Genomic DNA, 20,538 nt, shown 5'->3' on the forward strand with positions numbered 1-20,538 from the left:
GATTCGATTCGACGCGCAGTGTTGCAAGAAGATATGTCAGGGATGTTGAAAATCCTCGGGTGTTTTCGTCGTCAAGCCGTCAAGCACGGGCGTTAGCGTCAAGGGCTGCCCGACCGCCCGAGACCCCGATGCGCACCCCCTCCCCGCAAGCCGGATTCACCCTGATTGAAGTGCTCGTCGCACTGGCGATCATCGCCGTCGCCATGTCCGCCGCCGTGCGCGTGGCGGGTTTGATGACGCAGAGCAGCGGGGTTTTGCGGGATCGTTCGATTGCGATGATTGCGGCGCAGAGTCGGATGGCTGAACTGCGGTTAGAGGGAAGATTGCCGATGGGGGTTAAGGCGGTTGAGTGTGATCAAGGGAGGTTGTTGTTGCGGTGTGAGCAGGTGATTGGAGGGGTGGAGAATGGGCGGTTGCTCAAGGTTGGGGTGCAGGTGTTTGATCGCAGCCAGGAGGGGCCGGCGTTGGCGAGGCTGGAGACGTTGCTTAGCCGCCCCGAGAATCCCTAGCCCGAGCCCGCCTTAAATATCGGCCCCCTCGATGGCAAATGAATCAGCGTAGGATATTTCCGACACCCACCTAAAGATCTAAACCAACTTGCACGTACCGCGTTGAATCCATAATCAACTCGGTCTCTCAGGTCGATGCAAAGCGCAAGACACCTCGATCAGTCCCCTCTCCCTACGGGCGGTCCGACGTTTCGGGAGGGCTAGGGTGAGGGCCGCTCTTGACCCTCCCGTTTATCAAGCCGAGTAGGGTTTTGAAAGCACCCCGCCGCCTGCACCGAGAATGACGAGAAGCACGTCGTCTGCCGGATGGGGGAGAACGTCGGTACGCAGAACACCCGAACTTCTGTAACCAGAAATCCTGACAAAGTTGCCGCCTTGGCTGCCCTTAAAGTCGATCGCGCCGTTCACACATCCACCGTCGGTGAGTTCAACCATGTTACCGGCCCCCTCCATCCGAATACCTATGTAATTAGGATTCACCGCCGCCGCTGTCGCGCCAAGCACACCGCTGATTTTGTTCGCCGTCCCATAGTTTTCAATGCAATAGGTGCCACGGGTCGCGTAGTAATCGCAGGCGCTGAAAGTGTTCTGGTTACTGATAATCTTGAGCGGACAGTGACCGCCCTCAAAGTGTGAGTTGACGGCTGTACAACCGGGTGCCGATTTATCGATATACACGGACGCCGCTGGAACATTGCTGGTAGAAGAACGGTTCCAGGGATGCAGGTTATCCGCTCTGAAGTTCCTGCTCGCGTACAACCCAAAAAAGGAGTTATCCGCGGAAACTCCACAGTCCAGCAACGTGACGTTAGTCATCGAGGAGTCGGTCGGGCCGTTGTACAACCAGCCATGGCGACCCGTTGTGTCAATCAGGATGTCTTCATACGTACTTTCAAAACCGAGCTTGCGCTCACCATCAACGATGTCGAAATCAGTGACCAGCCCATGGTAGGCAGACTGCGTTATCGTGACCTGTCGCAGGCTCTGCTTGGCGCCTTTGAGGGCAAAGGTGTTTCCGCTGGTGTTGTTGGCCCGGTTGCCGTCGAACTGCATACCGACAATCGAAACGTTGTTCGTGTTGACGTTGAAATTCGAAGAAATGAAATCCGTGTTCAAGCCACCATTGGCCTTGAGAATGGTAAAGAACTGCCCTTTGCCAACCCAGGACATGTTAGGAATGATCTGGATGAACTCACAGACGTAAGTGCCGTACCCCCACACGATTCTCGCGCCTGCGGCAGTGACTGCTGCAATCGCCGGGTTCAAGTCGTCTTGTTTATTCACACTGCCATCGCGCTTGAAGCCACACTGCTCAGCGGTGACATCACCGTCGTGCATCAACTTCCAACGGCCACCATCGTTCGCGTTAATAACCATGGGACTAGCGCCGCCGGTGCCTGTTGGGTCCAAAACATACTCGGCGTGCCCTCCATCACCGCGAGCATGAAAGCCAAGCGTTGAAACCTTTTTGTACGTGGCCGAACTCACGGCGTACAGATCATCAAGGGTATCGACCGTGATGCAATCAATCTGGGCGGCGAGGTTTGTGGTGTTTGCTGTCATTGGGCATAAATCCTTTTGCGTAGTGAAAGCCCCGCGTCTGGCGGGGCTTGGTGGCAACCTGAGATGTTGAGGACAGGTTGCGGTGGGGTTGGAGAGATTTGTTTTTAGACGGCTTGCGGAACCAGCTGGAAGCAAGATTATGCATTAATGCATAGTTAGTCAATGCATTTGTGCATATTCATTTCCATCACTGCGCGCCGCCTAATGGCGGTGGTGTAAGTTGATATGAATCGGAATGAAGCCCCGGGGATCAGCAGCACGCCGAAAACAGGAGCTATAGACCAGGCTGAGATTTCGCTCCCAGGCCAATAAACGGATGTGACAAGGGTGACTATGCTTTCGAATTCCCCCGGACGAAAAATCATCAACCGATGCCGTTTACGAAGCAATGGAGTGCAGGATGAAAATCATCGCTTTTTTTGCTATCTATCTCGCCGGCGGGGTTGCCCTGTTTCCCCTCCTCGACCTCTTTCGTCCGGTAGGCATTTCTCTCGACCATTTCTATTCGGAGTTTTACCTCAGCTCCGGCGCTGATGTGTCGCAACGTCTAAGCCTGAGCTTCATCTACGCAAGCGTGTTTCATCTGGGGTGGGCTGCCCTGTTTTCTGAATCTGCGAAAAGCTGGGTGTACACGACCAGCATCAAAGACCTCTGCTATCTCGCATTACGGTGTTTGAGCTTTTTTTGCATCAGCCTGATGACGCTTGGACTGGTCGGGAAAAGCGTACAGAAAGTGCCCTCTACAGAATTTCATCAATATTTTCATTTTCTGGTTATCTGCATGCTCGCGGGCGCTTGGGCGTGGGAGCTCAAGAATTTTTTGATAGCCGTCATTTCTTACACCGCAAGAAAAATCAGGGGAGCGACTGAATGAGCGAAGCCAGATCCATTTCCAGACAGGAAAATTGGCTTTCTTTTTTCACCTGTTTAATCAATTCCCACGACCCCGTTTAAAGACACCCACCGTTACTTCCTCAAGGCTACAACGCCTTGCGTCATTGCCTACGACTACGCCAGAATCCGCCGGCTTGTGCGTCTGGGGTGCGGGTTTTATCGTTTCCGGGTCACTGAAAAACAGTGATCGGGTTTGGTAGCCCGCACATGAGTTCTGCACAGCATCACCATTCGTGGCGTCTTTTCGTCTCGGCTTTATGGTGGTCATGCACAGGGCACCTTCGGGTGCGCCGGGTTCCTCATGTGCCGGTCTACCAACCTGAGCATGGCCGCCACCTTCGTTTGGTAGCGAAATTGGATGGCCTCCCTTTTTGAAGCATGAGGAGTTTCATCTATGTTCAAACCGACACCAAATCCCCCCGAAACCGATCCGGTTTCACCCTACAAATTCCCCGACTCCCGAACCCTGAACGAAGCCGCCGAACGCGCCCTCGACCACTACCTCACCCCACAACAACGCATCATGGGCAGCCACCACAAACACGACCCCATGTATCTGGCCAACCCGGCGTACAACACCGAATCCCTCCTGGCCAACGCCAGCGAATCGTTGGGATCAGCCAGCGAAATGCTCAACAACTTCGCGGCCACGCTGGAGCCTGCCCATCGCAAGACTGCGATCGGGATTGCGCAGTTGGTGATGTTGAGCGAGCTGGCGGTGAATCAGGCGTTGGATCATGTTGAGGTGAAGGCGTAAGCGTCTGAGAGCTGTAGCTCAATAGACGAAAAGAAAATGGCCGAGGTTGTCAGGTGTGACTGACGACCTCGGCCAAATGAGCATTTCTATTTTTTGCGACACATCTCGACGTCATCCTGAGTCTTCAGGTCCGTGTCGATTCCCAAACGATACCTGCAGTAATCAATAATCCACCCCCGCTCCTCTGCTGTCAGGCGTTCTACCTTCCTGATCTCTCCATCGTTCGCGTGGATGTTGTAGAACTTCATCTGAAACGTCGGATGCTTTTTGATGAAGACAATGGTCTCGATATCTCCGTCCTCAAGAGCTTCGTAGTAGCCGACATAGAGCACGGTTACTAAGACGAGGATTGCTGCGATCAAAAGCTTTTTCATTGCTGTGGCGCCGGCGGTGGAAGCAGTTGGGTTTGAGCTCTGATATTTCTGACCAGCTCCATTCCAATGTTGCCGGGGCAAATTTTCCCTTCAGAGCCTTGCCCTGGATATTCCCGGTGGCCACCAAAATTCTTGATAAAAAAAACGCTTTTCAATGCGTCGATCAGGTGCATCAGAGAAAAGATTTGCTCTTTGGGAATAACGTTTGTGGTGCTGTAACCGATGCTATCCAGAGCCACCCGACCTTTGGCGACCCAATCGCCACCCTCCTCCGGTGTCGTCAGGTTTTCCAGCAGAACGATGCCAATCAGCCCTGTGTTGTATTTCAGAACACTTGAGCCCTGAAGCCGAATGTCACGACCTTCAAAAACCTGCCCCGTGCAATCAATGCCGTAGTGGTAGCCAATATCGTCGTACTTCTGACTCAGGTGTCCTTTTTGGATTTCCTGCATCTGCTCCGCTCCCGGCGTGCAGCTATGACTACGTCCGGCGTGGTGTAAAGCGATCATGGTGTAGTCCCAATCCTTGACCATATCCTTCTTGCCATCCAACGCTTTCCAGGACGAGCGCTCAACAAACGTGACCTTCAAATCCCGAACCCGTTTGATGATCGCCTCACGAGTAGCCGCCCGATCATTCACAGCCACCGGTATAGGGCACATGAACTCGCCTGGCTTAATCTCCTGAGCAGTTGCCTGTGTCGCAAAACTGGCGGCCATTACTGTTTCTCCGAAAATTCATGAAGCGTTCGAGCTGGGGCATTGAACGTGATGTGAAGTGAGATTTGGGCATTGGGCGTCGGCGTTTTGATGTGTGCGATGCCATCAGCATCGGTGACGCCTTTGGTCTCGACGCCATTTACCGTCGCAACATAGTCACGAAACGCCAATGGCTTACCCGTTTCACTGTCGGTAACACTGAACGACTGCCCGAATCGTTTCTGAATGATGAGAGGTAAAGGAGGAATGAAAGGTGCCGGAGTATGCGAATCCCCGATGATGACTGTCCCCGAACCACCAATCACAACGTCGCCATGCGAACCTGTGGTATCGATCAGCGCAGCGTTTTTGCCATTGATGAACACCGTAGCGGAAACACCCGAAACCAGTGCACTCCCACAGGTACAGGTATCTCCTTTACGGGCGGCAGCAAGGCCGTCGAAGAACACGTCGGGGGATCCTGAGGCGATAGCCTTTGGGCCATGCCCGGGCATCGGGCAGGAGGTTGGATCAGTGATGCGTGCGGCAGGCTTTGCCATGTGCCTGACTCCCTGTCAGTGGATTGAACGAGTGCGGACTCTATCAGAAACCCTCCAGTGAAAATAAACTCGTCCCCTTTTCTTTGGCGGTACTGATAAGTGAAACAAAAAATATTAGCCATCAGCCTTTTATGTTGCGTCAGTTTATTTTCCAGCGCAGCAGATCTTCCTATCAAAGAGGGAATGCCATTTTCGAAAGCCCGAAAAGCCTTGATCAAAAATGGCTGGAAGCCAAATCCCACCCACTCCGGTGGGTTCGGGGTTGAAAGCGTCATCCAAAGAAAAGGCTTCAGTGAAATCGAGTCTTGCACGGAAGGCGTCCGTTACTGCAGCTTCAACTACATCAAGAACGGTGATTGTTTAGGTGTAGGAACTGTCGGCGAAGAAGTCAAAGACATGAAGATTTATTCCTGGAACTTCAAATGCCCTGAAAAGGATTGAAGCCAGAAATCAAAGGGAACAGAAATCTGTTCCTTTTTGTGGAACGATCAAATGAAGACCCCAACCCTCCTGCTCTTCGCAATGTATTGCACAGGTACAAGCTTTGCGTTTGCCGGCGGCTCGCAAGCGACAAACGTCAAGCACGGGCCAGCAGGCATCGCCGTCGATGAGCCCTTGGTATCGGCCAGGTCCAAGTTGATCAAACAAGGATGGAAACCAACCCGGATGCACACCCGCGATGGCTATGAATACAGTGGTGTCGAGCGGGAGCTGGCTGCTCGCGATTTCCTGGAGGTCGATACCTGCTCTTTTGATAGCTCGCGCTGCATACTGTTCTATTCAAAGAAAGGCGCCTGCTTGCGTGTCGACACCATGGGAGAGCAACTCAAAGGCATGACGGTTACGCGATGGCGCAATGAATGTCCGGATGCGCCTTCAGAGCCAAATAGCGGCGACGCGGGTTAAGCAACAAAAAGGGGATCGATTGAAATGAATCGATCCCCTTTTTCCACTGACGGCTAGGCGTCAGAAAGTGCGTGTGCCATCGCCCTCTCTGCCAGCCCAGCTCCCACAGATTTCAGCGCCCTGCACAATATCTGTGATCAACATAAATTCCGTGGGAGCGGGCTTGCTCGCGAAGGCGCCAGAATTGGCACCAGCTTAATCAGCAGGTGATCCTGAGGTCTGCTTCACCGGCAATTGCAAATTATCCAACGCCCGATTCACCGCCAACTCCCCGAGCATGATCAACTGCGCAATGCCCACCAACGCCCGACGCTGCGAAGCCGGCACCAGACTGGCGATGTTTTGGGCAATGGTTTGGGCCGAAGCGAGAGTTTCACTGGCATCAATCAGCAGTTCTTCGTTTTTGTTGTCCGCAGTCACGGCATACATCCCGCGGGTTCTGCGTGGGGGCGGCGTGGAGCCGGGCGGACATAGGTAATGGTCGAGCGCGCGGTCGGCGGCTTCGTGGAGTTTTCTGGAATCGATGGATTCGTAGGGGGAAACCGAGTCGGTTTCGGGCGGGTTGGGTGTTGGTTTGATCATGGTGAAGCTCCATTTTTATACCTGGTGGAACCACCAACACCTGTCGCTAAACAAGTAAGGGTGGCAGCTGTGCGCGGGTTAGCGAACCGAGAGGTATAAGACCCGGCAGACCCGAAGGTCTCCCACGCACAGCCACCATATCGTCATCGCAAAAATCTGCGAGAAACGGGAGCGTCGTTGAACTTATACCTGGTCGGGTCGCTAAACCCGGTCGCTGGGTTGCCAGCGACACGTAGACGATAAAGACCAGGTACAAAGCGCACAAGCCGGCGGATTCTGGCGTAGCTGTAGGCAACGGCGCAAGGGTGTGTAGCCTGAGAGAGTGTCTGGAGATGTCTTTTTAAACGTTGGTGTTTATCGAGGCCTTACTGCGGCATCTCCATGAGGTGGGGAGGCAGGCCAGATGAGTCTCAGATTTACTTTCTGGAAATAAATCAGTCCCCTTTTCCCTCGCCCGCTAGCCATGCCTCCCAGGCAATTAGGTCAGTCAGGATCGTTCAACGGGTGCAGCACCATCCATCGTCCGTCACTACGCGATCGAATGAACTCCCCGTCCACTTGGCACCTTTCATTACGGTCACTTCACGATAAGCGTCTCCTTTCCTGTCTCAGGATCACGAGACCACTTAATGTTGCAAGGGTCATCATTCCCAACTTGGCGAAATAACGAAATCACCTCATCGATACTGATGAAGTACAGGCATTTATCCTTGTCCAGATCTGAGCTGAAGAATGCCCCGTCCAGTCCGCCCCCCTCAGACATACAAGGCGCGAAAACGAAGCTATGAATAATCCGCCCGCATACAAACATAACGTCTCGCCCCTCCTGACTGGCCTTGGAGAGGTCGTAGAGCTCATCTAGGCGGTGGCTGTTACGCCAAGTCACGCGCTTCAGGTTTGGATGCTTATGAAGGGGGATAGAACGGTGGCGGGTCTCGTCGGTGATTTTGGCAGGGGCCTCTAGGAGCTTCCTGACGGAGTAGAAGCCGATGAAGATGTCGCGTTCCACTTGGGAAAGTTCTTCATCAGACAGGGCACTGGCCGTTTTGAGGTGCTCAAGACGATCTGCCATCTGTAGCAGCGGTTGTTTCCAGTACCAGCTCTCCCAGATCATCTTGTGAACCCTCTTAAGTCACTTCGATTTCTTGATCAAATAGCTGCTGACTGAGGCGCACAGGCCAACTACGAGCTCTGCGTCTTCGAAAGACGGCTCACGCCCTTCCTGGATGTGCCGCCCGAACTCCGAGGCATACGCCCAGGTTTTGATGACAGCCTGATCCAATGGCGCTGGAATCAGAGTTCGGGAATCATTCATGATTTTCCCGAGGGTCGCTTGTTGGTCGCCAGTAACCTGCCGAGCGACGCACTCCAGCGAAGCCATGGCATGCTGTATCGCCCCCGTCGGGTCTGGAGACGGTCGGCGTGAAAGATCAGCAATCGCTTGGTGTAATTCTTTGCTGGCCGTGACGTGCCCATGTTGATGCTCAGTTTCTTTCGCCGAGTTCAAAACCTGTTCAAAGGATTCAGAGCCACGGATTTCGATGCGACCATCCAGCAGCTTCCACCCTATGCCGTGCTCAATGAAGAACTCGTTCAGCTCTGTAGTGAAGTGCTCGTACACGCCAGAGTCATAGTTACGGTTGCCTAGGTAATCATCGAGCCGCTCAATGACGTCATACACCTTGAACCACTTGCACTGCTCAAGCCGCTGAACGTTTTCCTCGTGGATATTGGGCCTCTCACTCCAGTTCTGCCTGTCGGGCAAGACCTTCAACGTCTGGCAGATTATTTGGCGCAGATCTGATGGCTTGAGACCACATTCGTAGCTCAATTGAATCAGATACTCCTGCAGCGCTTGCGGTGCGTCTTCCCGGACAGTGATTTCGGCTTCATCGACCTGCGAGAAACCGTTACGCCGTGAAAATGAGTCTTTCATCCTTATCCTCCGCCTCACCTAGCCCACTGGCAAATCGCCATAGCGATCTGGCTCGATAATGCCTGACAATCTGGGATTGGGATAGGTAACGGAAGTCTACGCTTGACCTGGCCTGCGACTTACGACTTAAGGGGACTGATTTACTTCCTAGAAATAAATCAGTCCCCTTAAATTCCAATAATTCCATGTCACGAATGTTTGGGATCGTCGAACTGGGGACTACACTGGATACGTCTCTGACTCGCCACCCAGGCACATCAATCACAAGCAAGTCCAGGTACTGAAATCTAAATGAGCACACCAATCACTTTGTCTGTGGCCGATCTCAACCTCACTTACAACACGGGCCACATGGGCATGGATCACGGTATGCTCTTCCAAGAGAAAGACCGCCGACACCGCCGACATCGCGATATTGATTACGACGAAGCGTCCAGCTCTAGAGACCTTCAGCAGATGGATCTTTGCTTTTGCCGAAATCTAGGTTCAATGGTTTCGCGGCTGGAACTGCTCGGGTATACGTTGGCAGCAGTGAGGTCGGAATATGATAAGCAGGTGGAGTTCGACCGCGAACAATTCGAGGAACTGTTCGAAATCGAAAAAGCTGAGGGACTGGAAACAAGAGAGCCAAGCTCAGACCGCTTAACCTTCGACCAATTCATCGCCTTTATAAAGACCTATGCGTTGAAAGATCTCAGTGACGAATATGTCGTTCACTACGACATAGAGCACAGTCAGGGAGAGGGGCGTTTTGCGGCTGATCCAACGACATCTCTTCTTCCGAAGGGTGATTTTTTTCGAGAAATCGGTGGCTATTCTGAGCTCAGTCACTTCGGTTCATTGATAGAGTTCCTCAGCCCATATGCAATCCTACGAGTTCTTGCTGAAAACCCTGAGAACTTGAGAGAAGACGTAGTCTGGGATTACGGCTGTTTCGTCAACGCTGGCTGGGCTAAAAACGAGGATTTTATTGGCAACGCACGTCGAACCCAAACCTATCTGATCGCGACTGAAGGTACATCTGATACTCACATTTTGAAGCATGGACTCGCGCTTCTGCGCCCAGATATTGAAGACTTTTTTCGATTCATCGACATCGAGGAGCGCCACCCTTTCTCCGGCACAGGGAATTTATCCAAGTTTGCCGAAGGCTTGGTAAAAATTGACGTTCACAATCGCGTAATTTTCTTGTTCGATAACGACGCCGAGGGTGTTGATACTTACAGAAATCTTCTTCAACGCTTCAAGTTCCCAGTGAACATGAGGGCGATGGTTCTCCCTGACCTGGATGAATTGCGAAACTTTCCGGCAAAAGGACCAAGTGGCGTTGAGAATGCTGATATTAATGGTTGCGCAGCCGCTATCGAATGCTATCTCGATCTTAGACTGAATGACCGGCCCCCAGCGCAGGTAACCTGGACGAATTACAAGGAGTCGTTGAATATTTATCAGGGAGCGCTCGATTTCAAAGATAGCTACGCCAAGGCGTTCTATAACGCGACCCCTGACGCTATTGAATCAGGGGCATATGACGCGAGTAAGCTTCGATCCGTGTTAGCGGCGCTTTTGGAAGAGTGCAATGGATTAGCTGCTAAGATGCTCGAATCCTCTTATCTGCAGTAGACACGCCACAATTGGTCGATTCGTGTCGTAAACGCTTGGCTAATATGTTCCCGCCGCATACGCCAGTTGGGATTACGGGTAACATTGCCGGATCGCAGTGTGCCTCTCCCATACCGCTGTTTTATCCCATTCATCAGTGTGTCTACGAATATACTGGTAGTCTCTAGAAAATCCTAGCGACACTCTATGCACTTGGGGCACCAAACTGACAATCAAAAATAGCGACAAAGACCTTTTATTATGGGTCTTTGTCGCATTCTACGGTTAATAGTCCAGCACAATCAGAGTTTGGGGTGCTGCTGGATATTAACTTTTACGGTCGCCTTCTGGCCTTGTAAATACTAGTATCAATATCTACTTTATTTGTTTCGATAAATTCTATTAGGGCGCGATACGTGTTTAGTAGAAGGGCTCGATTAGCCCAATTATTTTCTTCGTCCTCGACCTGAGGCTCAATAAATGTTCCCCTCGGACTGATGTAACTGTACTCGCTTAGGCAAGCGGATGAGTGGTCCCAATCGATGTGAAAAACAGAGTGGAATGAGACCAAGAAGTTAGAGATTAGATCGTTAAGCTCATTGTGCAGCTTGAATCCGCCAGTTTTCTGTATGGCCAAGGCTCTGGAGAGTTCTAAAACCTCCTCCAGCATTTCGCGCTCGGTGCGGGCCGTCGGTTGGTTGTTAGCTCCTCGTTTCATTGCCTCAAGGATTTCATTTACCTGCGCTTCAAGCTCGGGCCAGAGTCTCTCGAATAGCCCGCTGAGGACGTTTTCATCCACGGCCTTTTCTTTGAGTGAATTATTTAGTGCTATAACTAGGCGTCTTATATCGGGCTTGTTGAATAGTGTGACCTGAAATTGATTGAGTGGGCCTTTTAACTCGCTGTTCTCAATGCCGATTAGGATTGGGCAGACCATGCTGCCGTCAACTTTTTTTGAAATTGCACCTGCTTCAAACATTAGCCAAGGGCTGGTGAGGTTCTCTCTAGTTACACAAAATAGGCCAGCCATTGAAGCGTCGAGCTCACCCGCGATATCACTAGACCAGCGAGTGCCTTTTTCGATATCGGACGGCGTGTAATATGGCGTAATGCTCTGGATTAGCATGGGCAACCAATTCCTTAGAGCGTCTCCAACACGTCTGCTGGTTTCGCCTGACCAGCTAATAAATACCTTCATCATTCTTCCTTACTGGCTGATTTTGTACGAGCATACGATGCTTTGCCAGACATTCACTAGTGTTCCAGTTAGGAATTGCAACATGAATTGGTAAAAAATGGCGCGGGGATGTATTGCCTCAGGTTTTGTGCAGTGTTTTCGGGGGCTCAAAGAAAACTATACCCAATCCATTATTGGAGCCAGCCTGCGGCCGCTTCCTTCAGTTGGTCAAAAGCAATCAAGCACATCCCCGGCGACCCAGTACCCACCACCCGACTGAGACGCCAAAATAACTGCATCCCCTAAAAAATCACGGCCTCACCAACCTAGGCATCTCCACCCCCTCCCCCAACCTCTCCACCTCCAACCGCACCCTCTCCCCACCCTGCTCAATCACCACCCCATCCCCCTCCACCGCCACCAACCTCACCCCAGGACTCACCCGTTCCCCTGCAAAAAACTCCTCGGCGGCCCATCGTTCAAACTCAAAATCGCCACCGCCCCGCGACTCCCCGCCATCACGCCACTCACCTTGATCTCCACCGGCGCCGTTCGATTGGAAAACCACTGCAACGCGGGGTTATCGCTGCGCGCCGCGAGCAGTTGCGGGGTGGCGGCCGGGGTGTGGGATTCGGCGGTGGTCAGGAGCAGGGATGACCAGGTGGCGATGCCGATCAGAGCGGCCAGCAGTGCGGCGGCCTGGGTGATTTGGGGGGGTGAAAAGCGTGCGGTGTATCTCATGGGCTGAATCTCCTTTTAGTCCCGGTGACCAGACTACGCGGCAATTCTCACGGTTTTATTTCACACGCCTTACATGTTGGCCGTGCAGGATGGTTTTTTGGGACGGGGCTGGACGCAAGGGAGTGCGCATTCGATGAACCGGTGCAGGCAGCAAGGCTTCACGCTGATCGAGTTGATGGTGGTGCTGGTGATCATCGGTATCGCCAGTGCGGCGATCAGTCTGAATATCAAGCCCGATCCGTTGCAGTTGCTGCGCAAGGATGCCGAGCGCGTAGCGCAGTTGCTGCAGATTGCCCAGGCTGAGGCCCGCGCCGATGGCCGGCCGATTGCGTGGTTGAGCGATGGCAGGGGGTTTCGGTTCAGTCGGCGCAGTGACAGTGGCAAGGGTTTTGATCATTTCGATCGGGACCCGCAGTTGCGGCCGCGTCCCTGGCAGAGTCCGAAGCTGGAGGTGCGGGTGGAGCCGAAGCAGAAAGTGGTGCTGAACGCTGAGTGGATCAATCCGCCGCTGCAGTTGACGCTGTCTGACGGGCTCAATCGGTTGAGTGTGCTGCGCGATGCTTCGGGCCGGATTAGCGTGCAATGAACAGACAACAAGGTTTTACGCTGATCGAGGTGATGGTCGCGATTTTGTTGATGGCGGTGGTCAGTCTGATTGCCTGGAAGGGGCTGGACAGTGTCACGCGCGCCGACAGCCATTTGCAGGCCAGTGGTGAGCAGAGCGACAGCCTGTTGCGGGCGTTGAATCAGATGCAGCGGGATGTGGAGATGCGCGCCGGGATTGAGCTGACGGAGCCGAAGAAGGTCGGCACGGAGGATGAACCGGCGACGGCCCCGCCTGCGCTTACGGTGCGCAGCAGTGACAGCAAGGGGTTTCGGCTGGACATCATTCGTAGCGCGGCGGATCAGCCGGGGGCGTTGCAGAGGGTGCGCTGGTGGCTCAAGGGGGACACGTTGTATCGCGCGGTGGCGCCGGCGCGGAGTCGCTATCCGTTGCCGGCGCCGACGGCTGGGGTGGCGGTTTTGGGTGAGGTGAGTGATTTGCAGGTGCGGGTTTGGGAGGTGGACAAGGGGTGGCGGCAGTTGAGTGGGAATCGGCGGGAGGATCCGTTGGGGCTGGAGGTGCGGTTGACTCGGAAGACACCGCAAGGGCCGGAGAAGTACCGGCAGGTCATTGGTCCCTTGCAGTGATCAACTGAGGACGACTACACCGCCCGGCAGTTCGGTGCATTTGACGCCGTAGGCATCGCGGATCAATGCGCCTACGCCGGCCAGTTGATCGAGGGAGAACCGCGCCTGCACGCGGCGCTGGCCGAGTTCTCGGTTGAGCAGCAGCAACATGCCTGGGCGGTAACGGTTGATCTCGTCGATCATCTGGCTCAGGGTCGCGCCGTTGAACACCAGCACCTGCTGACGCCAGTTCATCACCGCCGCCGTGTCGACGCTTTGCACGGTGCCGACCTGTTGCGCGTCATAGGTCAGTTGCTGGCCCGGTTCCAGGCGCAGGCTACGACCTTCAACTTCCACTTCAACCGCGCCATCGAGGCACGTCACGCACACCTGTTGATCGAGGTTGCGCAGGTTGAACCGCGCCCTGCTCGCCCGCAACCAACCACCACCGGCCTGCATCGCCATCGGCAGTCGCGCGGTCTGCACTTCGACTTCGCCGCTGACCAGTTCAAACCCCTGCACGCCCTCATCCACCGAACGCTGGTTGATGCGGGTCTGTGTGTTCAATTCAAGGCTCAAGCCGTCGGCCGGTTCGACGCGACGTTGCTGGCCGACTTCGGTGATGTAATCAGCCCCAAGCCCTGAGAACCCGCCCGGAATCGTGCCGCGCACCAGCAGGAACGCCGCCGACGCGGCAATCGCGCCGCCGAGAAAGGCCCGACGTCCAAACCGGCGTGGTGCCTGCATCGCCTCGGCCGCCGGTTGCAGCAGGTGCCACAAGGCCTTGCACTCTTCGAAGGCGCGGGCGTGTTCGGGGCTTTGGGCGCACCACTGGCGCAGCGCTCGGGCATCGGCGACCGTGGCGCGGCCGGAGGTCAGCAGGATCAGCCAGTCGCGGGCTTCGCTTTGCAGACGCTCGGCAGGCGTGAGCTCGGCAGGTGTCAGACGGAAGATGTTCAAACGCACAGGTACTCGACGGGTTGATCGGGAGCTTCATTCACTAGACGGTTTTCCGGCCCCGCGACCGAACCGCTGAAACACTTTTCTTTCCAGTTTGGCAGCGCAGTGTCCGAGGGCGGCTTTGATTTCCTTCTCGACCATGCGCGTGGAAATGCCGAAACGCTGGGAAATTTCCAGGTGCGGCGCTTCTTCCAGGCGCGCGGCGATGAAGATCCGGCGGCGCCGGGCCGGCAGTTCGTAGAGGGCGCTGAGCAGGGACTGAATTTCCTTCTGGCCGCCGACCACGCGCATCGGGTCGAGCGCTTCGTCGCTGACTTGCAGCAGTTCTTCGACTTCGCTGCCGGTGAGCAGCCGCGCATCGGCCTGGCGGCGGTCGGCGGCGATGTTCAGGGCCATGCGATAGAGGTAGGCGTTGGGCCGCAGCAGGTTCGGCGGCGCTTCCATGCGGTCGACCCGCAGGTAGGTTTCGTGCAGCACGTCGTTGGCCAGGTCCTCCGAGCCGAGACGGCGTCGCAGGCGCACCCGAAAGTCCTCGTAGGACGTCAGGAACAGCTGGACCATCGAACTTTGTCCGGCGTCTTTCATCCCCCGGAAACTCCTTCCCATTGTGTGCATTCCATGCGCTTTCCTGACGATTCGGGTAACAACAGCAACGTGACTGGCTGGCGCAATGCGCCGGGTGTCGGCCGGTCGATTTTGAGCGTGTGAAAACTGTCTACCAGCGCTGCATCGCGCCGAACATCGCCGGTCGAAGTGACCAACCGGCTGTGCTGCACCACGCCGTCGCGGCCGATCCACAGCTGCAACACCGCGCGAAAACTGCCGGGCCGGGTCAGCGGCGAACGGCACAGGTTGCGTTCAATCGCGGCCTGCACCGCCGTGGCGTAACTGCGGTTGACGGCTGCGCTGGCGGGGGTTGGTTTCTCCGCCGGCATTGGCACTTCCTCGACTTGCGCAACCTGCAAGGTGAACGCGTCGTCGCGGCTGTACTTGGCCATCAAGCCGCTGCCGCCGAGCATCCGGCGCAACGCTTCGGCGGCGGTGAATTCACCGTCCACCGCCAATGAGCGTCGACCGCGACTCAACTGGCTGTCGACCAGCACCGCCATGCCGGTGGCGCGGCTGAACTGTTCGAGGGCGCGGGCCAGTTCCTGGGCCGGGATGTGCAGCGTCATGCGCATCGTCGCCGGCATCGGGTCGGCGCTGGCGCGGCTCAGAAACAAGCCAAGCAGCAGCCCCAGACAGAGCTGGCGCATGAGCGCTGAGCGCACAACATCCTCCCTGGCACGGCCTCGCTGCACGGCTGATGTATCCCTGAAAACCGTCATCCTGAGGGCTGTTTATGAATCTGGTGTGACGGCCACTGCAAAAAAACCATCACGGGATAGGCGCCGCCGTTGCACTAGACTCTTGAGCCAGAGCGGCCCCTTCGGGCCGGCCAGGAGGCAGGCATGAAATCAGTCTGGAAAGTCGCCCTCGGCGGGTTGTTGCTGACGGTGTTGGGCGGTGCACACGCGGAGGAGCCACTGGGCTGTGTCGAGGTGACGGTGGGTGGCTATAAGGCGCCGAATTACGACTGCCTGAGCCAGCAGATGGGCAACAATCCCAATGGCGCGGCGGCTGCGCAGAAGAATCAGGAAGCGATGAATGTGCCGGTCAATAAACGCCCGCCGAATCAGGTGGGGCTGGCGACGCCGGCGGCCACCAGTACGCGGATGGGCAACACGTTTGGTACGTCGGTGAAACCGCAGCGGCCACCGAACTAACTTTTACCTGATCGTTCCCACGCTCCTGCGTGGGAATGCAGCCCGTGACGCTCCGCGTCACTGGACGCGGAGCGTCCCTAGAGGCGTTCCCACGCGGAGCGTGGGAACGATCGAAAGTGTGGGAGCGATCAACGGCTCGTGATCAATCGCTGGGAATCTGGCGGAAGCTCACCGCCAACCGGTTCCAGCTGTTGATGGTGCTGACGGCCATGGTCAGGTCCACCAGTTCCGTCTCGTTGAATTGTTCCCGCGCCTGCTGGTAAACATCCTCAGGCACCCGGCTGTCCGCCAGCAGCGTCACCGCCTCGGTCCAGGCCAGCGCCGCCCGCTCGCGCAGGTTGAAGAAGCCGCTGTCGCGCCAGACCGCGATGGCGTACAGCCGTCGGTCCGTCTCCCCTGCCCGCCGCGCCTCCACCGAATGCATGTCGGTGCAGAACGCGCAGCCGTTGAGCTGCGAGGCGCGGATCTTGATCAGGTGCAGCAGCGGCGGCTCGATGCTCAGGCTGCTGGTCAGCGCTTCCAGGGCAATCATCGCTTTCATGGCTTTGGGTGAAGCGCTGTAGTAATCCAGACGCGGGGACATGGGCGGGCCTCGGGCAGCAGAAGAGTGATTTCACGGTAGGCGCTGGTTGGGCGCCGTTACAGCCCCAATTCCACGAAAAAATGGCAGACCACTGATTCAAGTAAAACAACATTCCTGTGGGAGCTGGCTTGCCAGCGATGGGGCAATCACATTCAACATAGATGTCAGCAGATACACCGCTATCGCTGGCAAGCCAGCTCCCACAGGGCCCTATGCCAATTTGGGGGATTTGCACTACGCAACTTCTGTCGATACTGCATTCGGGAGTAATCTGGCCGGCACACTCAACCGCCCGGAGAGCCCCCTCGGTATGGAACTTCATGTCGTGATCAATGGCCGCAAGGATCTGGCCGGTCAGTTGTACCGGCAACTGCGCGACGCCATTGAATCCGGGCGTCTGGCCGCCGGCACGCAACTGCCGCCGAGCCGTTTGCTCGCCGAGCAACTGGGGATTTCGCGCAAGACCATTTCCGACACTTACGCGCAGCTGACTTACGAAAACTTCCTGACCGGAGTAATCGGCAAAGGCACTTACGTCAACGCCCGCTCAACGCCGGTGCAGCGCAAGCAAAGCCATTCCGAGCTGGCCAGTTCCGAGGTGATCGAGAGCTGGCGCAATCTGCCGGTGTTCCTGCGGCATCCGACGCTCGAGGGTTCGCTGCGCTATGACTTTATCGGCGGCGCTACCAGCAAGGGCCAGTTTCCCCAGGATGACTGGCGCCGCTGCGTCTCTCACGCGCTGCGGCAGATGGCCAATTCCAAAGGTTTTTACAGCGTGCCGGAAGGCCTGCCGGCGCTGCGCAATGCGATTGCCCGGCACATCGCGTTTTCCCGTGGTGTGAACTGTCAGGACGAGGACATCGTGGTGTGCAACGGCGCGCAACAGGCGCTGGACTTGATCACGCGGGTGCTGATCCGCCCCGGCAGTCTGGTGGCGATGGAAGATCCCGGTTATCCGCCGGCGCGGCTGCTGTTCGGCACTCACGGGGCGACGGTGGTCGGCGTACCGGTGGACGCCGAGGGCATTCAGGTCGAGCGGATTCCCGAGGGCACGCGGCTGATCTATGTGACGCCGTCGCACCAGTTTCCGCTGGGCATGCCGATGAGTGAGGCGCGGCGCGAGGCCCTGCTTGAGCGAGCCCATGAGCTGGGCGCGATCATCATCGAGGACGACTATGACAGCGAGTTCCGTTACGAAGGCCGACCGACCGATTCGCTGCACAAGCTCGATCAGCGCGGCATCGTCGCCTACGTCGGCACCTTCTCGAAAACCCTGCTGCCGGAGCTGCGACTGGGCTACGCGATCCTGCCGCCGGCGATTCTCGAAGCGGTGATCCGCGCCAAGCAGCTCACCGATTTGCACGCCTCCACCCTGCCGCAATGGGCGCTGGCCAAGTTCATCGCCGAAGGGTGTCTGCTCAAGCACATCCGCCGCTGCCATACCATTTACGCCCAGCGCCGCGAGCGGATTCTGGCGCGCATGGCCACCGATCTGTCGCCGTGGCTGGAAGCCGTGCCGCCCAGCGCGGGGTTTCACATGGCGGTGTTCTGCAAGGTGCCGATCGACTTGCCGCTGGTGATCGAACTGGCGAAAAAGGTCGAAGTCGGGCTGTACGCCATCGATGGCTTCTATTATCAGCAGCCGGCCAAAAGCGGGATGTACTTCGGTTTCGGCGCCATCGAGACGCTGGACATAGACATCGCCCTCGACCGCCTGCGCGACATTCTGCAACAGGTCGTGGGTTAGATTGGCCTAAACGATTAACCGCCGATTGGTTATTGGTGATCCGGGGGTGCAGGCCTATCCTGCACAAGCGTTATCCCTCAATGAGCAGGATTCGTCCGGCCTGATTCAGGAGTGTGAGCAATGTCCAACGAAGTGATCAACACCGTACAGGTGCAGGCTGCCGCCGGCCGATCGGAGGAGCTGGGCAAGCAGTTGCAGAAGATCGTCGAAACCCTGCGCGAAACGCCGGGCTGCGATTCCTACATGGTCGACCGCTGCCCCGAGGACAGCCACCGCTGGACGGTCAGCGCCCGCTGGCAGTCGGAAGCGGCAATGCAGGCGCATTTCAATCGCCCGGAAGCCCAGGGCTTCATCGACCTGATCGACAGCCGTCTGGCCAATAGCGTGGATTTCAACTCCTTTCCGATCGTTTGACTTACGGACGCGATCGCTGGCAAGCCAGCTCCCACAAGGTTTTGTATTGTTCACAAATCATATGAACGACACAAAAAACTGTGGGAGCTGGCTTGCCAGCGATGGCGTATTTGAATGCGCTGCAATCCCCCAGATTGGTCACCTGATCTTCACGAGTATTGGCCGTTTGAATACCCCGGCCCGCGGACTACTGTGATGACCGACTCCCCCACTTATCAGGTGATCACCATGAAAGTCCTGCACTTGCTTGCCGCCCCGCTCGCCGCTCTGGCCCTCACCATCAGCGCTTCGGCACTGGCCCACGGCACCGATTCGCCGTCCGAGAAAATCTCGGTGCTGCAGGATCAGATGCTGAAAAACGTGCCCGGCAAAAAAGCCATGATGATTGAGGTCGATTACAAACCCGGCCAGGCTTCGATTGCCCACAAACACGACGGCACAGCCATGGCGTATGTGCTGGAAGGCGAGATCGTTTCCCAGGTCAAAGGTGAGCAACCGATCACCTACAATAAGGGTCAGTATTGGTATGAGCCGGCCGGTTCCGAGCATTTGATCTCGAAAAACGCCAGCAAGAGCAAACCGGCCAAATTGCTGGTGTTCATGGTGCTGTCGCCCGATGAGAAAGTATTGATCCCCCTGGAAAACTGATTGCTGTTACGTCAGCCATAAATAAAAACGCTCAAATCGTCGATTTGGGCGTTTTTAATGCTGGCCGCAATTAACCTGCCCGGCTTACAGCAAATAAAACTATTGGCTTCCTGATAACTTCACTGATTGGTCGTTTCATAAAACCGCCACAGGTTTAGTCTGATTCAACTGCCACAAACAGTGGCAACTTAAACTTTCCGACTGAAGTTGTTTCACGGGAGAAACACCATGAAACCTGCGTTCGCCAGCACTCTGTTCCTTTCACTGCTGACACTGACGGCCTGCTCGGTACCCACAGCGCCCAAAGCGGTATCGTCGCTCGACACCCTGCTGCCCCACCCGGTGGGCCGCAGCCACATGACCACCGTGAAGGCCGGCCCGGGCGTGTCGCTGGGCGTGATTTACAGCCCGAGCACCCAGACCAACCGCGACTACCTGCGCAACTACCAGGCCAACGCCGGCACCGGTTTCGGCCAGAGCCTGCTGGTGCAGCCGATCCACGACGCCTACGTCGCTACCTCGAAACCGGACATGGCGGTGGATTGGGTGAAAGCTTCGCTGCAACGCCAGTTCGGCTCGGTGACGGTGTACCCGGACATGCAGAGCCTGCGCGCGGCCAACCCGGATGTGGTGGCGATTGTCGACACTCACAGCCAGTTGATTACGTCGCGCAGTTCGGACGTCAAGGCGGATGTGAGCGCGGACTTTTATGACGGTAAGTTCAACTATATCGGCACGGCCCAAGGAACGGATGCCAGAGCCTTGAGTCCGTTATGGGCGGATTACAAACGTTCGGAAGATATCGTGGCGGATATTAATGAACAGCAGAATGTGCAAGTTCGGGCGTTGCAGAAGTTTGACCAGTCGCTCAGTAATTTATTGACCAGGTCGACGGATAACGTGTCGATGGTCGAGCGTAAACAAGGTCTTAGTATGCAGTGATAGTTAGAC

At 56.0% G+C, this 20,538-nt stretch carries 26 protein-coding genes and 1 pseudogene; 13 read left to right on the top strand and 14 right to left on the bottom strand.

The window, feature by feature from the left end; translation table 11 throughout:
- Window positions 1-128 precede the first annotated feature (128 nt).
- Entirely contained in the window at window positions 129-509 is a 381-nt protein-coding gene (gspI, locus tag ABFB52_RS16620) for a type II secretion system minor pseudopilin GspI (protein WP_129973950.1), read from the top strand.
- 234 nt (window positions 510-743) lie between these two features.
- Here the strand turns inward: gspI and ABFB52_RS16625 are convergent, their stop codons facing one another.
- Entirely contained in the window at window positions 744-2,072 is a 1,329-nt protein-coding gene (locus ABFB52_RS16625; RefSeq protein WP_129973951.1) for a hypothetical protein, read from the bottom strand.
- Window positions 2,073-2,472: 400 nt separating this feature from the next.
- Between ABFB52_RS16625 and ABFB52_RS16630 the strand changes: the two genes are divergently transcribed.
- Together ABFB52_RS16630 and ABFB52_RS16635 are read left to right on the top strand one after the other, a co-directional pair.
- Window positions 2,473-2,946 carry a hypothetical protein gene (locus ABFB52_RS16630; RefSeq protein ID WP_102718846.1) on the top strand — a complete coding sequence of 158 codons (474 nt, stop codon included), beginning with the start codon at window positions 2,473-2,475 and terminating at the stop codon, window positions 2,944-2,946.
- Window positions 2,947-3,360: 414 nt separating this feature from the next.
- Window positions 3,361-3,723, top strand: a complete 363-nt coding sequence (locus tag ABFB52_RS16635) for a hypothetical protein (RefSeq protein WP_007959368.1) — start codon at window positions 3,361-3,363, stop codon at window positions 3,721-3,723.
- A gap of 86 nt (window positions 3,724-3,809) precedes the next feature.
- On the opposite strand, the gene ABFB52_RS16640 is transcribed toward ABFB52_RS16635, so the two are convergent.
- Genes ABFB52_RS16640 through ABFB52_RS16650 form a run of 3 tightly spaced genes read right to left on the bottom strand, consistent with a single transcriptional unit; the run spans window position 3,810 to window position 5,355 of the window.
- The gene (locus tag ABFB52_RS16640; protein WP_129973952.1) at window positions 3,810-4,097 is read right to left on the bottom strand and encodes a hypothetical protein; all 288 of its coding nucleotides are present in this window, start codon (window positions 4,095-4,097) and stop codon (window positions 3,810-3,812) included.
- Complete coding sequence (locus ABFB52_RS16645) at window positions 4,094-4,816, bottom strand: N-acetylmuramoyl-L-alanine amidase (protein WP_129973953.1); 723 nt, start codon at window positions 4,814-4,816, stop codon at window positions 4,094-4,096. Before ABFB52_RS16645 ends, ABFB52_RS16640 begins: the two co-directional genes overlap by 4 nt.
- Window positions 4,816-5,355, bottom strand: coding sequence for a PAAR domain-containing protein (locus ABFB52_RS16650; RefSeq protein ID WP_129973954.1), 540 nt, complete (start codon window positions 5,353-5,355; stop codon window positions 4,816-4,818). Before ABFB52_RS16650 ends, ABFB52_RS16645 begins: the two co-directional genes overlap by 1 nt.
- 99 nt (window positions 5,356-5,454) lie before the next feature.
- On the opposite strand from ABFB52_RS16650, the gene ABFB52_RS16655 reads away from it, so the two are divergent.
- Window positions 5,455-5,796, top strand: a complete 342-nt coding sequence (locus ABFB52_RS16655; protein WP_256584403.1) for a hypothetical protein — start codon at window positions 5,455-5,457, stop codon at window positions 5,794-5,796.
- Between the two features lie 51 nt (window positions 5,797-5,847).
- Window positions 5,848-6,261, top strand: a complete 414-nt coding sequence (locus tag ABFB52_RS16660) for a hypothetical protein (RefSeq protein ID WP_129973955.1) — start codon at window positions 5,848-5,850, stop codon at window positions 6,259-6,261.
- Window positions 6,262-6,456: 195 nt separating this feature from the next.
- Here ABFB52_RS16660 and ABFB52_RS16665 read toward each other — a convergent pair whose 3' ends face one another.
- From ABFB52_RS16665 to ABFB52_RS16675, 3 genes are all read right to left on the bottom strand, one after another.
- Window positions 6,457-6,843 (bottom strand): hypothetical protein, encoded by a 387-nt coding sequence (locus tag ABFB52_RS16665; RefSeq protein ID WP_085730684.1) that lies wholly within the window; start codon window positions 6,841-6,843, stop codon window positions 6,457-6,459.
- A 577-nt stretch (window positions 6,844-7,420) separates the two neighbouring features.
- A complete protein-coding gene (locus ABFB52_RS16670; protein ID WP_129973956.1) occupies window positions 7,421-7,957 on the bottom strand; it encodes a hypothetical protein in 537 nt (178 codons plus the stop codon).
- A gap of 18 nt (window positions 7,958-7,975) precedes the next feature.
- A complete protein-coding gene (locus tag ABFB52_RS16675; protein ID WP_129973957.1) occupies window positions 7,976-8,779 on the bottom strand; it encodes a hypothetical protein in 804 nt (267 codons plus the stop codon).
- A gap of 291 nt (window positions 8,780-9,070) precedes the next feature.
- Here ABFB52_RS16675 and ABFB52_RS16680 point away from each other — a divergent pair, with 291 nt between their 5' ends.
- A complete protein-coding gene (locus ABFB52_RS16680; RefSeq protein WP_129973958.1) occupies window positions 9,071-10,402 on the top strand; it encodes a HEPN/Toprim-associated domain-containing protein in 1,332 nt (443 codons plus the stop codon).
- Here ABFB52_RS16680 and ABFB52_RS16685 read toward each other — a convergent pair.
- The 3 genes and pseudogenes from ABFB52_RS16685 to ABFB52_RS16695 form a co-directional block, all read right to left on the bottom strand.
- Window positions 10,390-10,536 carry a DUF4113 domain-containing protein gene (locus tag ABFB52_RS16685; RefSeq protein ID WP_129973959.1) on the bottom strand — a complete coding sequence of 49 codons (147 nt, stop codon included), beginning with the start codon at window positions 10,534-10,536 and terminating at the stop codon, window positions 10,390-10,392. The genes ABFB52_RS16680 and ABFB52_RS16685 overlap by 13 nt on opposite strands.
- 179 nt (window positions 10,537-10,715) lie before the next feature.
- Window positions 10,716-11,579: a TIR domain-containing protein gene (locus ABFB52_RS16690; protein WP_129973960.1), complete on the bottom strand. Its 864-nt coding sequence runs from the start codon at window positions 11,577-11,579 to the stop codon at window positions 10,716-10,718.
- A 289-nt stretch (window positions 11,580-11,868) separates the two neighbouring features.
- Window positions 11,869-12,299, bottom strand: a pseudogene (locus ABFB52_RS16695) (type II secretion system protein N).
- Window positions 12,300-12,432: 133 nt separating this feature from the next.
- On the opposite strand from ABFB52_RS16695, the gene ABFB52_RS16700 reads away from it, so the two are divergent.
- Window positions 12,433-12,885 (top strand): GspH/FimT family pseudopilin, encoded by a 453-nt coding sequence (locus ABFB52_RS16700; RefSeq protein ID WP_129974094.1) that lies wholly within the window; start codon window positions 12,433-12,435, stop codon window positions 12,883-12,885.
- On the top strand, window positions 12,882-13,490 hold the full coding sequence (locus ABFB52_RS16705) for a prepilin-type N-terminal cleavage/methylation domain-containing protein (RefSeq protein ID WP_129974093.1): 609 nt from the start codon (window positions 12,882-12,884) through the stop codon (window positions 13,488-13,490). The genes ABFB52_RS16700 and ABFB52_RS16705 overlap by 4 nt, the downstream gene beginning before the upstream one ends.
- Here ABFB52_RS16705 and ABFB52_RS16710 read toward each other — a convergent pair whose 3' ends face one another.
- The 3 genes from ABFB52_RS16710 to ABFB52_RS16720 are packed head-to-tail and all read right to left on the bottom strand — an operon-like array spanning window position 13,491 to window position 15,685.
- Window positions 13,491-14,429: a FecR family protein gene (locus ABFB52_RS16710; protein ID WP_102718160.1), complete on the bottom strand. Its 939-nt coding sequence runs from the start codon at window positions 14,427-14,429 to the stop codon at window positions 13,491-13,493. It abuts the gene before it with no gap.
- Between the two features lie 33 nt (window positions 14,430-14,462).
- Complete coding sequence (locus tag ABFB52_RS16715; RefSeq protein ID WP_011334580.1) at window positions 14,463-15,014, bottom strand: RNA polymerase sigma factor; 552 nt, start codon at window positions 15,012-15,014, stop codon at window positions 14,463-14,465.
- Window positions 15,011-15,685, bottom strand: coding sequence for a secretin and TonB N-terminal domain-containing protein (locus ABFB52_RS16720; protein WP_129974097.1), 675 nt, complete (start codon window positions 15,683-15,685; stop codon window positions 15,011-15,013). Before ABFB52_RS16720 ends, ABFB52_RS16715 begins: the two co-directional genes overlap by 4 nt.
- 195 nt (window positions 15,686-15,880) lie before the next feature.
- Between ABFB52_RS16720 and ABFB52_RS16725 the strand changes: the two genes are divergently transcribed.
- Window positions 15,881-16,195, top strand: coding sequence for a hypothetical protein (locus tag ABFB52_RS16725; protein ID WP_129974092.1), 315 nt, complete (start codon window positions 15,881-15,883; stop codon window positions 16,193-16,195).
- A 142-nt stretch (window positions 16,196-16,337) separates the two neighbouring features.
- Here ABFB52_RS16725 and ABFB52_RS16730 read toward each other — a convergent pair whose 3' ends face one another.
- Window positions 16,338-16,778, bottom strand: a complete 441-nt coding sequence (locus tag ABFB52_RS16730) for a carboxymuconolactone decarboxylase family protein (protein ID WP_129974091.1) — start codon at window positions 16,776-16,778, stop codon at window positions 16,338-16,340.
- Between the two features lie 310 nt (window positions 16,779-17,088).
- On the opposite strand from ABFB52_RS16730, the gene ABFB52_RS16735 reads away from it, so the two are divergent.
- The 4 genes from ABFB52_RS16735 (at window position 17,089) to ABFB52_RS16750 (ending at window position 20,529) form a co-directional block, all read left to right on the top strand.
- Entirely contained in the window at window positions 17,089-18,525 is a 1,437-nt protein-coding gene (locus ABFB52_RS16735; protein WP_346836085.1) for a PLP-dependent aminotransferase family protein, read from the top strand.
- 120 nt (window positions 18,526-18,645) lie between these two features.
- On the top strand, window positions 18,646-18,939 hold the full coding sequence (locus ABFB52_RS16740; protein ID WP_007959339.1) for a putative quinol monooxygenase: 294 nt from the start codon (window positions 18,646-18,648) through the stop codon (window positions 18,937-18,939).
- A 228-nt stretch (window positions 18,940-19,167) separates the two neighbouring features.
- Window positions 19,168-19,587 (top strand): cupin domain-containing protein, encoded by a 420-nt coding sequence (locus ABFB52_RS16745; protein WP_129974096.1) that lies wholly within the window; start codon window positions 19,168-19,170, stop codon window positions 19,585-19,587.
- A 228-nt stretch (window positions 19,588-19,815) separates the two neighbouring features.
- The gene (locus tag ABFB52_RS16750) at window positions 19,816-20,529 is read left to right on the top strand and encodes an ATPase (protein ID WP_129974089.1); all 714 of its coding nucleotides are present in this window, start codon (window positions 19,816-19,818) and stop codon (window positions 20,527-20,529) included.
- Window positions 20,530-20,538 lie beyond the last annotated feature (9 nt).

Source organism: Pseudomonas sp. 9.2(2024), assembly GCF_039695385.1.
GTDB lineage: Bacteria > Pseudomonadota > Gammaproteobacteria > Pseudomonadales > Pseudomonadaceae > Aquipseudomonas > Aquipseudomonas paraglycinae.

Excerpts from the sequence above, each read along its gene's own strand:
- gspI (WP_129973950.1), top strand. The coding sequence starts at position 129 with ATGCGCACCCCCTCCCCGCAAGCCGGATTCACCCTGATTGAAGTGCTC.
- ABFB52_RS16625 (WP_129973951.1), bottom strand. The coding sequence starts at position 2,072 with ATGACAGCAAACACCACAAACCTCGCCGCCCAGATTGATTGCATCACG.
- ABFB52_RS16630 (WP_102718846.1), top strand. The coding sequence starts at position 2,473 with ATGAAAATCATCGCTTTTTTTGCTATCTATCTCGCCGGCGGGGTTGCC.
- ABFB52_RS16635 (WP_007959368.1), top strand. The coding sequence starts at position 3,361 with ATGTTCAAACCGACACCAAATCCCCCCGAAACCGATCCGGTTTCACCC.
- ABFB52_RS16640 (WP_129973952.1), bottom strand. The coding sequence starts at position 4,097 with ATGAAAAAGCTTTTGATCGCAGCAATCCTCGTCTTAGTAACCGTGCTC.
- ABFB52_RS16645 (WP_129973953.1), bottom strand. The coding sequence starts at position 4,816 with ATGGCCGCCAGTTTTGCGACACAGGCAACTGCTCAGGAGATTAAGCCA.
- ABFB52_RS16650 (WP_129973954.1), bottom strand. The coding sequence starts at position 5,355 with ATGGCAAAGCCTGCCGCACGCATCACTGATCCAACCTCCTGCCCGATG.
- ABFB52_RS16660 (WP_129973955.1), top strand. The coding sequence starts at position 5,848 with ATGAAGACCCCAACCCTCCTGCTCTTCGCAATGTATTGCACAGGTACA.
- ABFB52_RS16665 (WP_085730684.1), bottom strand. The coding sequence starts at position 6,843 with ATGATCAAACCAACACCCAACCCGCCCGAAACCGACTCGGTTTCCCCC.
- ABFB52_RS16670 (WP_129973956.1), bottom strand. The coding sequence starts at position 7,957 with ATGATCTGGGAGAGCTGGTACTGGAAACAACCGCTGCTACAGATGGCA.
- ABFB52_RS16675 (WP_129973957.1), bottom strand. The coding sequence starts at position 8,779 with ATGAAAGACTCATTTTCACGGCGTAACGGTTTCTCGCAGGTCGATGAA.
- ABFB52_RS16680 (WP_129973958.1), top strand. The coding sequence starts at position 9,071 with ATGAGCACACCAATCACTTTGTCTGTGGCCGATCTCAACCTCACTTAC.
- ABFB52_RS16685 (WP_129973959.1), bottom strand. The coding sequence starts at position 10,536 with ATGAATGGGATAAAACAGCGGTATGGGAGAGGCACACTGCGATCCGGC.
- ABFB52_RS16690 (WP_129973960.1), bottom strand. The coding sequence starts at position 11,579 with ATGAAGGTATTTATTAGCTGGTCAGGCGAAACCAGCAGACGTGTTGGA.
- ABFB52_RS16700 (WP_129974094.1), top strand. The coding sequence starts at position 12,433 with ATGAACCGGTGCAGGCAGCAAGGCTTCACGCTGATCGAGTTGATGGTG.
- ABFB52_RS16705 (WP_129974093.1), top strand. The coding sequence starts at position 12,882 with ATGAACAGACAACAAGGTTTTACGCTGATCGAGGTGATGGTCGCGATT.
- ABFB52_RS16715 (WP_011334580.1), bottom strand. The coding sequence starts at position 15,014 with ATGAAAGACGCCGGACAAAGTTCGATGGTCCAGCTGTTCCTGACGTCC.
- ABFB52_RS16720 (WP_129974097.1), bottom strand. The coding sequence starts at position 15,685 with ATGCGCCAGCTCTGTCTGGGGCTGCTGCTTGGCTTGTTTCTGAGCCGC.
- ABFB52_RS16725 (WP_129974092.1), top strand. The coding sequence starts at position 15,881 with ATGAAATCAGTCTGGAAAGTCGCCCTCGGCGGGTTGTTGCTGACGGTG.
- ABFB52_RS16730 (WP_129974091.1), bottom strand. The coding sequence starts at position 16,778 with ATGTCCCCGCGTCTGGATTACTACAGCGCTTCACCCAAAGCCATGAAA.
- ABFB52_RS16735 (WP_346836085.1), top strand. The coding sequence starts at position 17,089 with ATGGAACTTCATGTCGTGATCAATGGCCGCAAGGATCTGGCCGGTCAG.
- ABFB52_RS16740 (WP_007959339.1), top strand. The coding sequence starts at position 18,646 with ATGTCCAACGAAGTGATCAACACCGTACAGGTGCAGGCTGCCGCCGGC.
- ABFB52_RS16745 (WP_129974096.1), top strand. The coding sequence starts at position 19,168 with ATGAAAGTCCTGCACTTGCTTGCCGCCCCGCTCGCCGCTCTGGCCCTC.
- ABFB52_RS16750 (WP_129974089.1), top strand. The coding sequence starts at position 19,816 with ATGAAACCTGCGTTCGCCAGCACTCTGTTCCTTTCACTGCTGACACTG.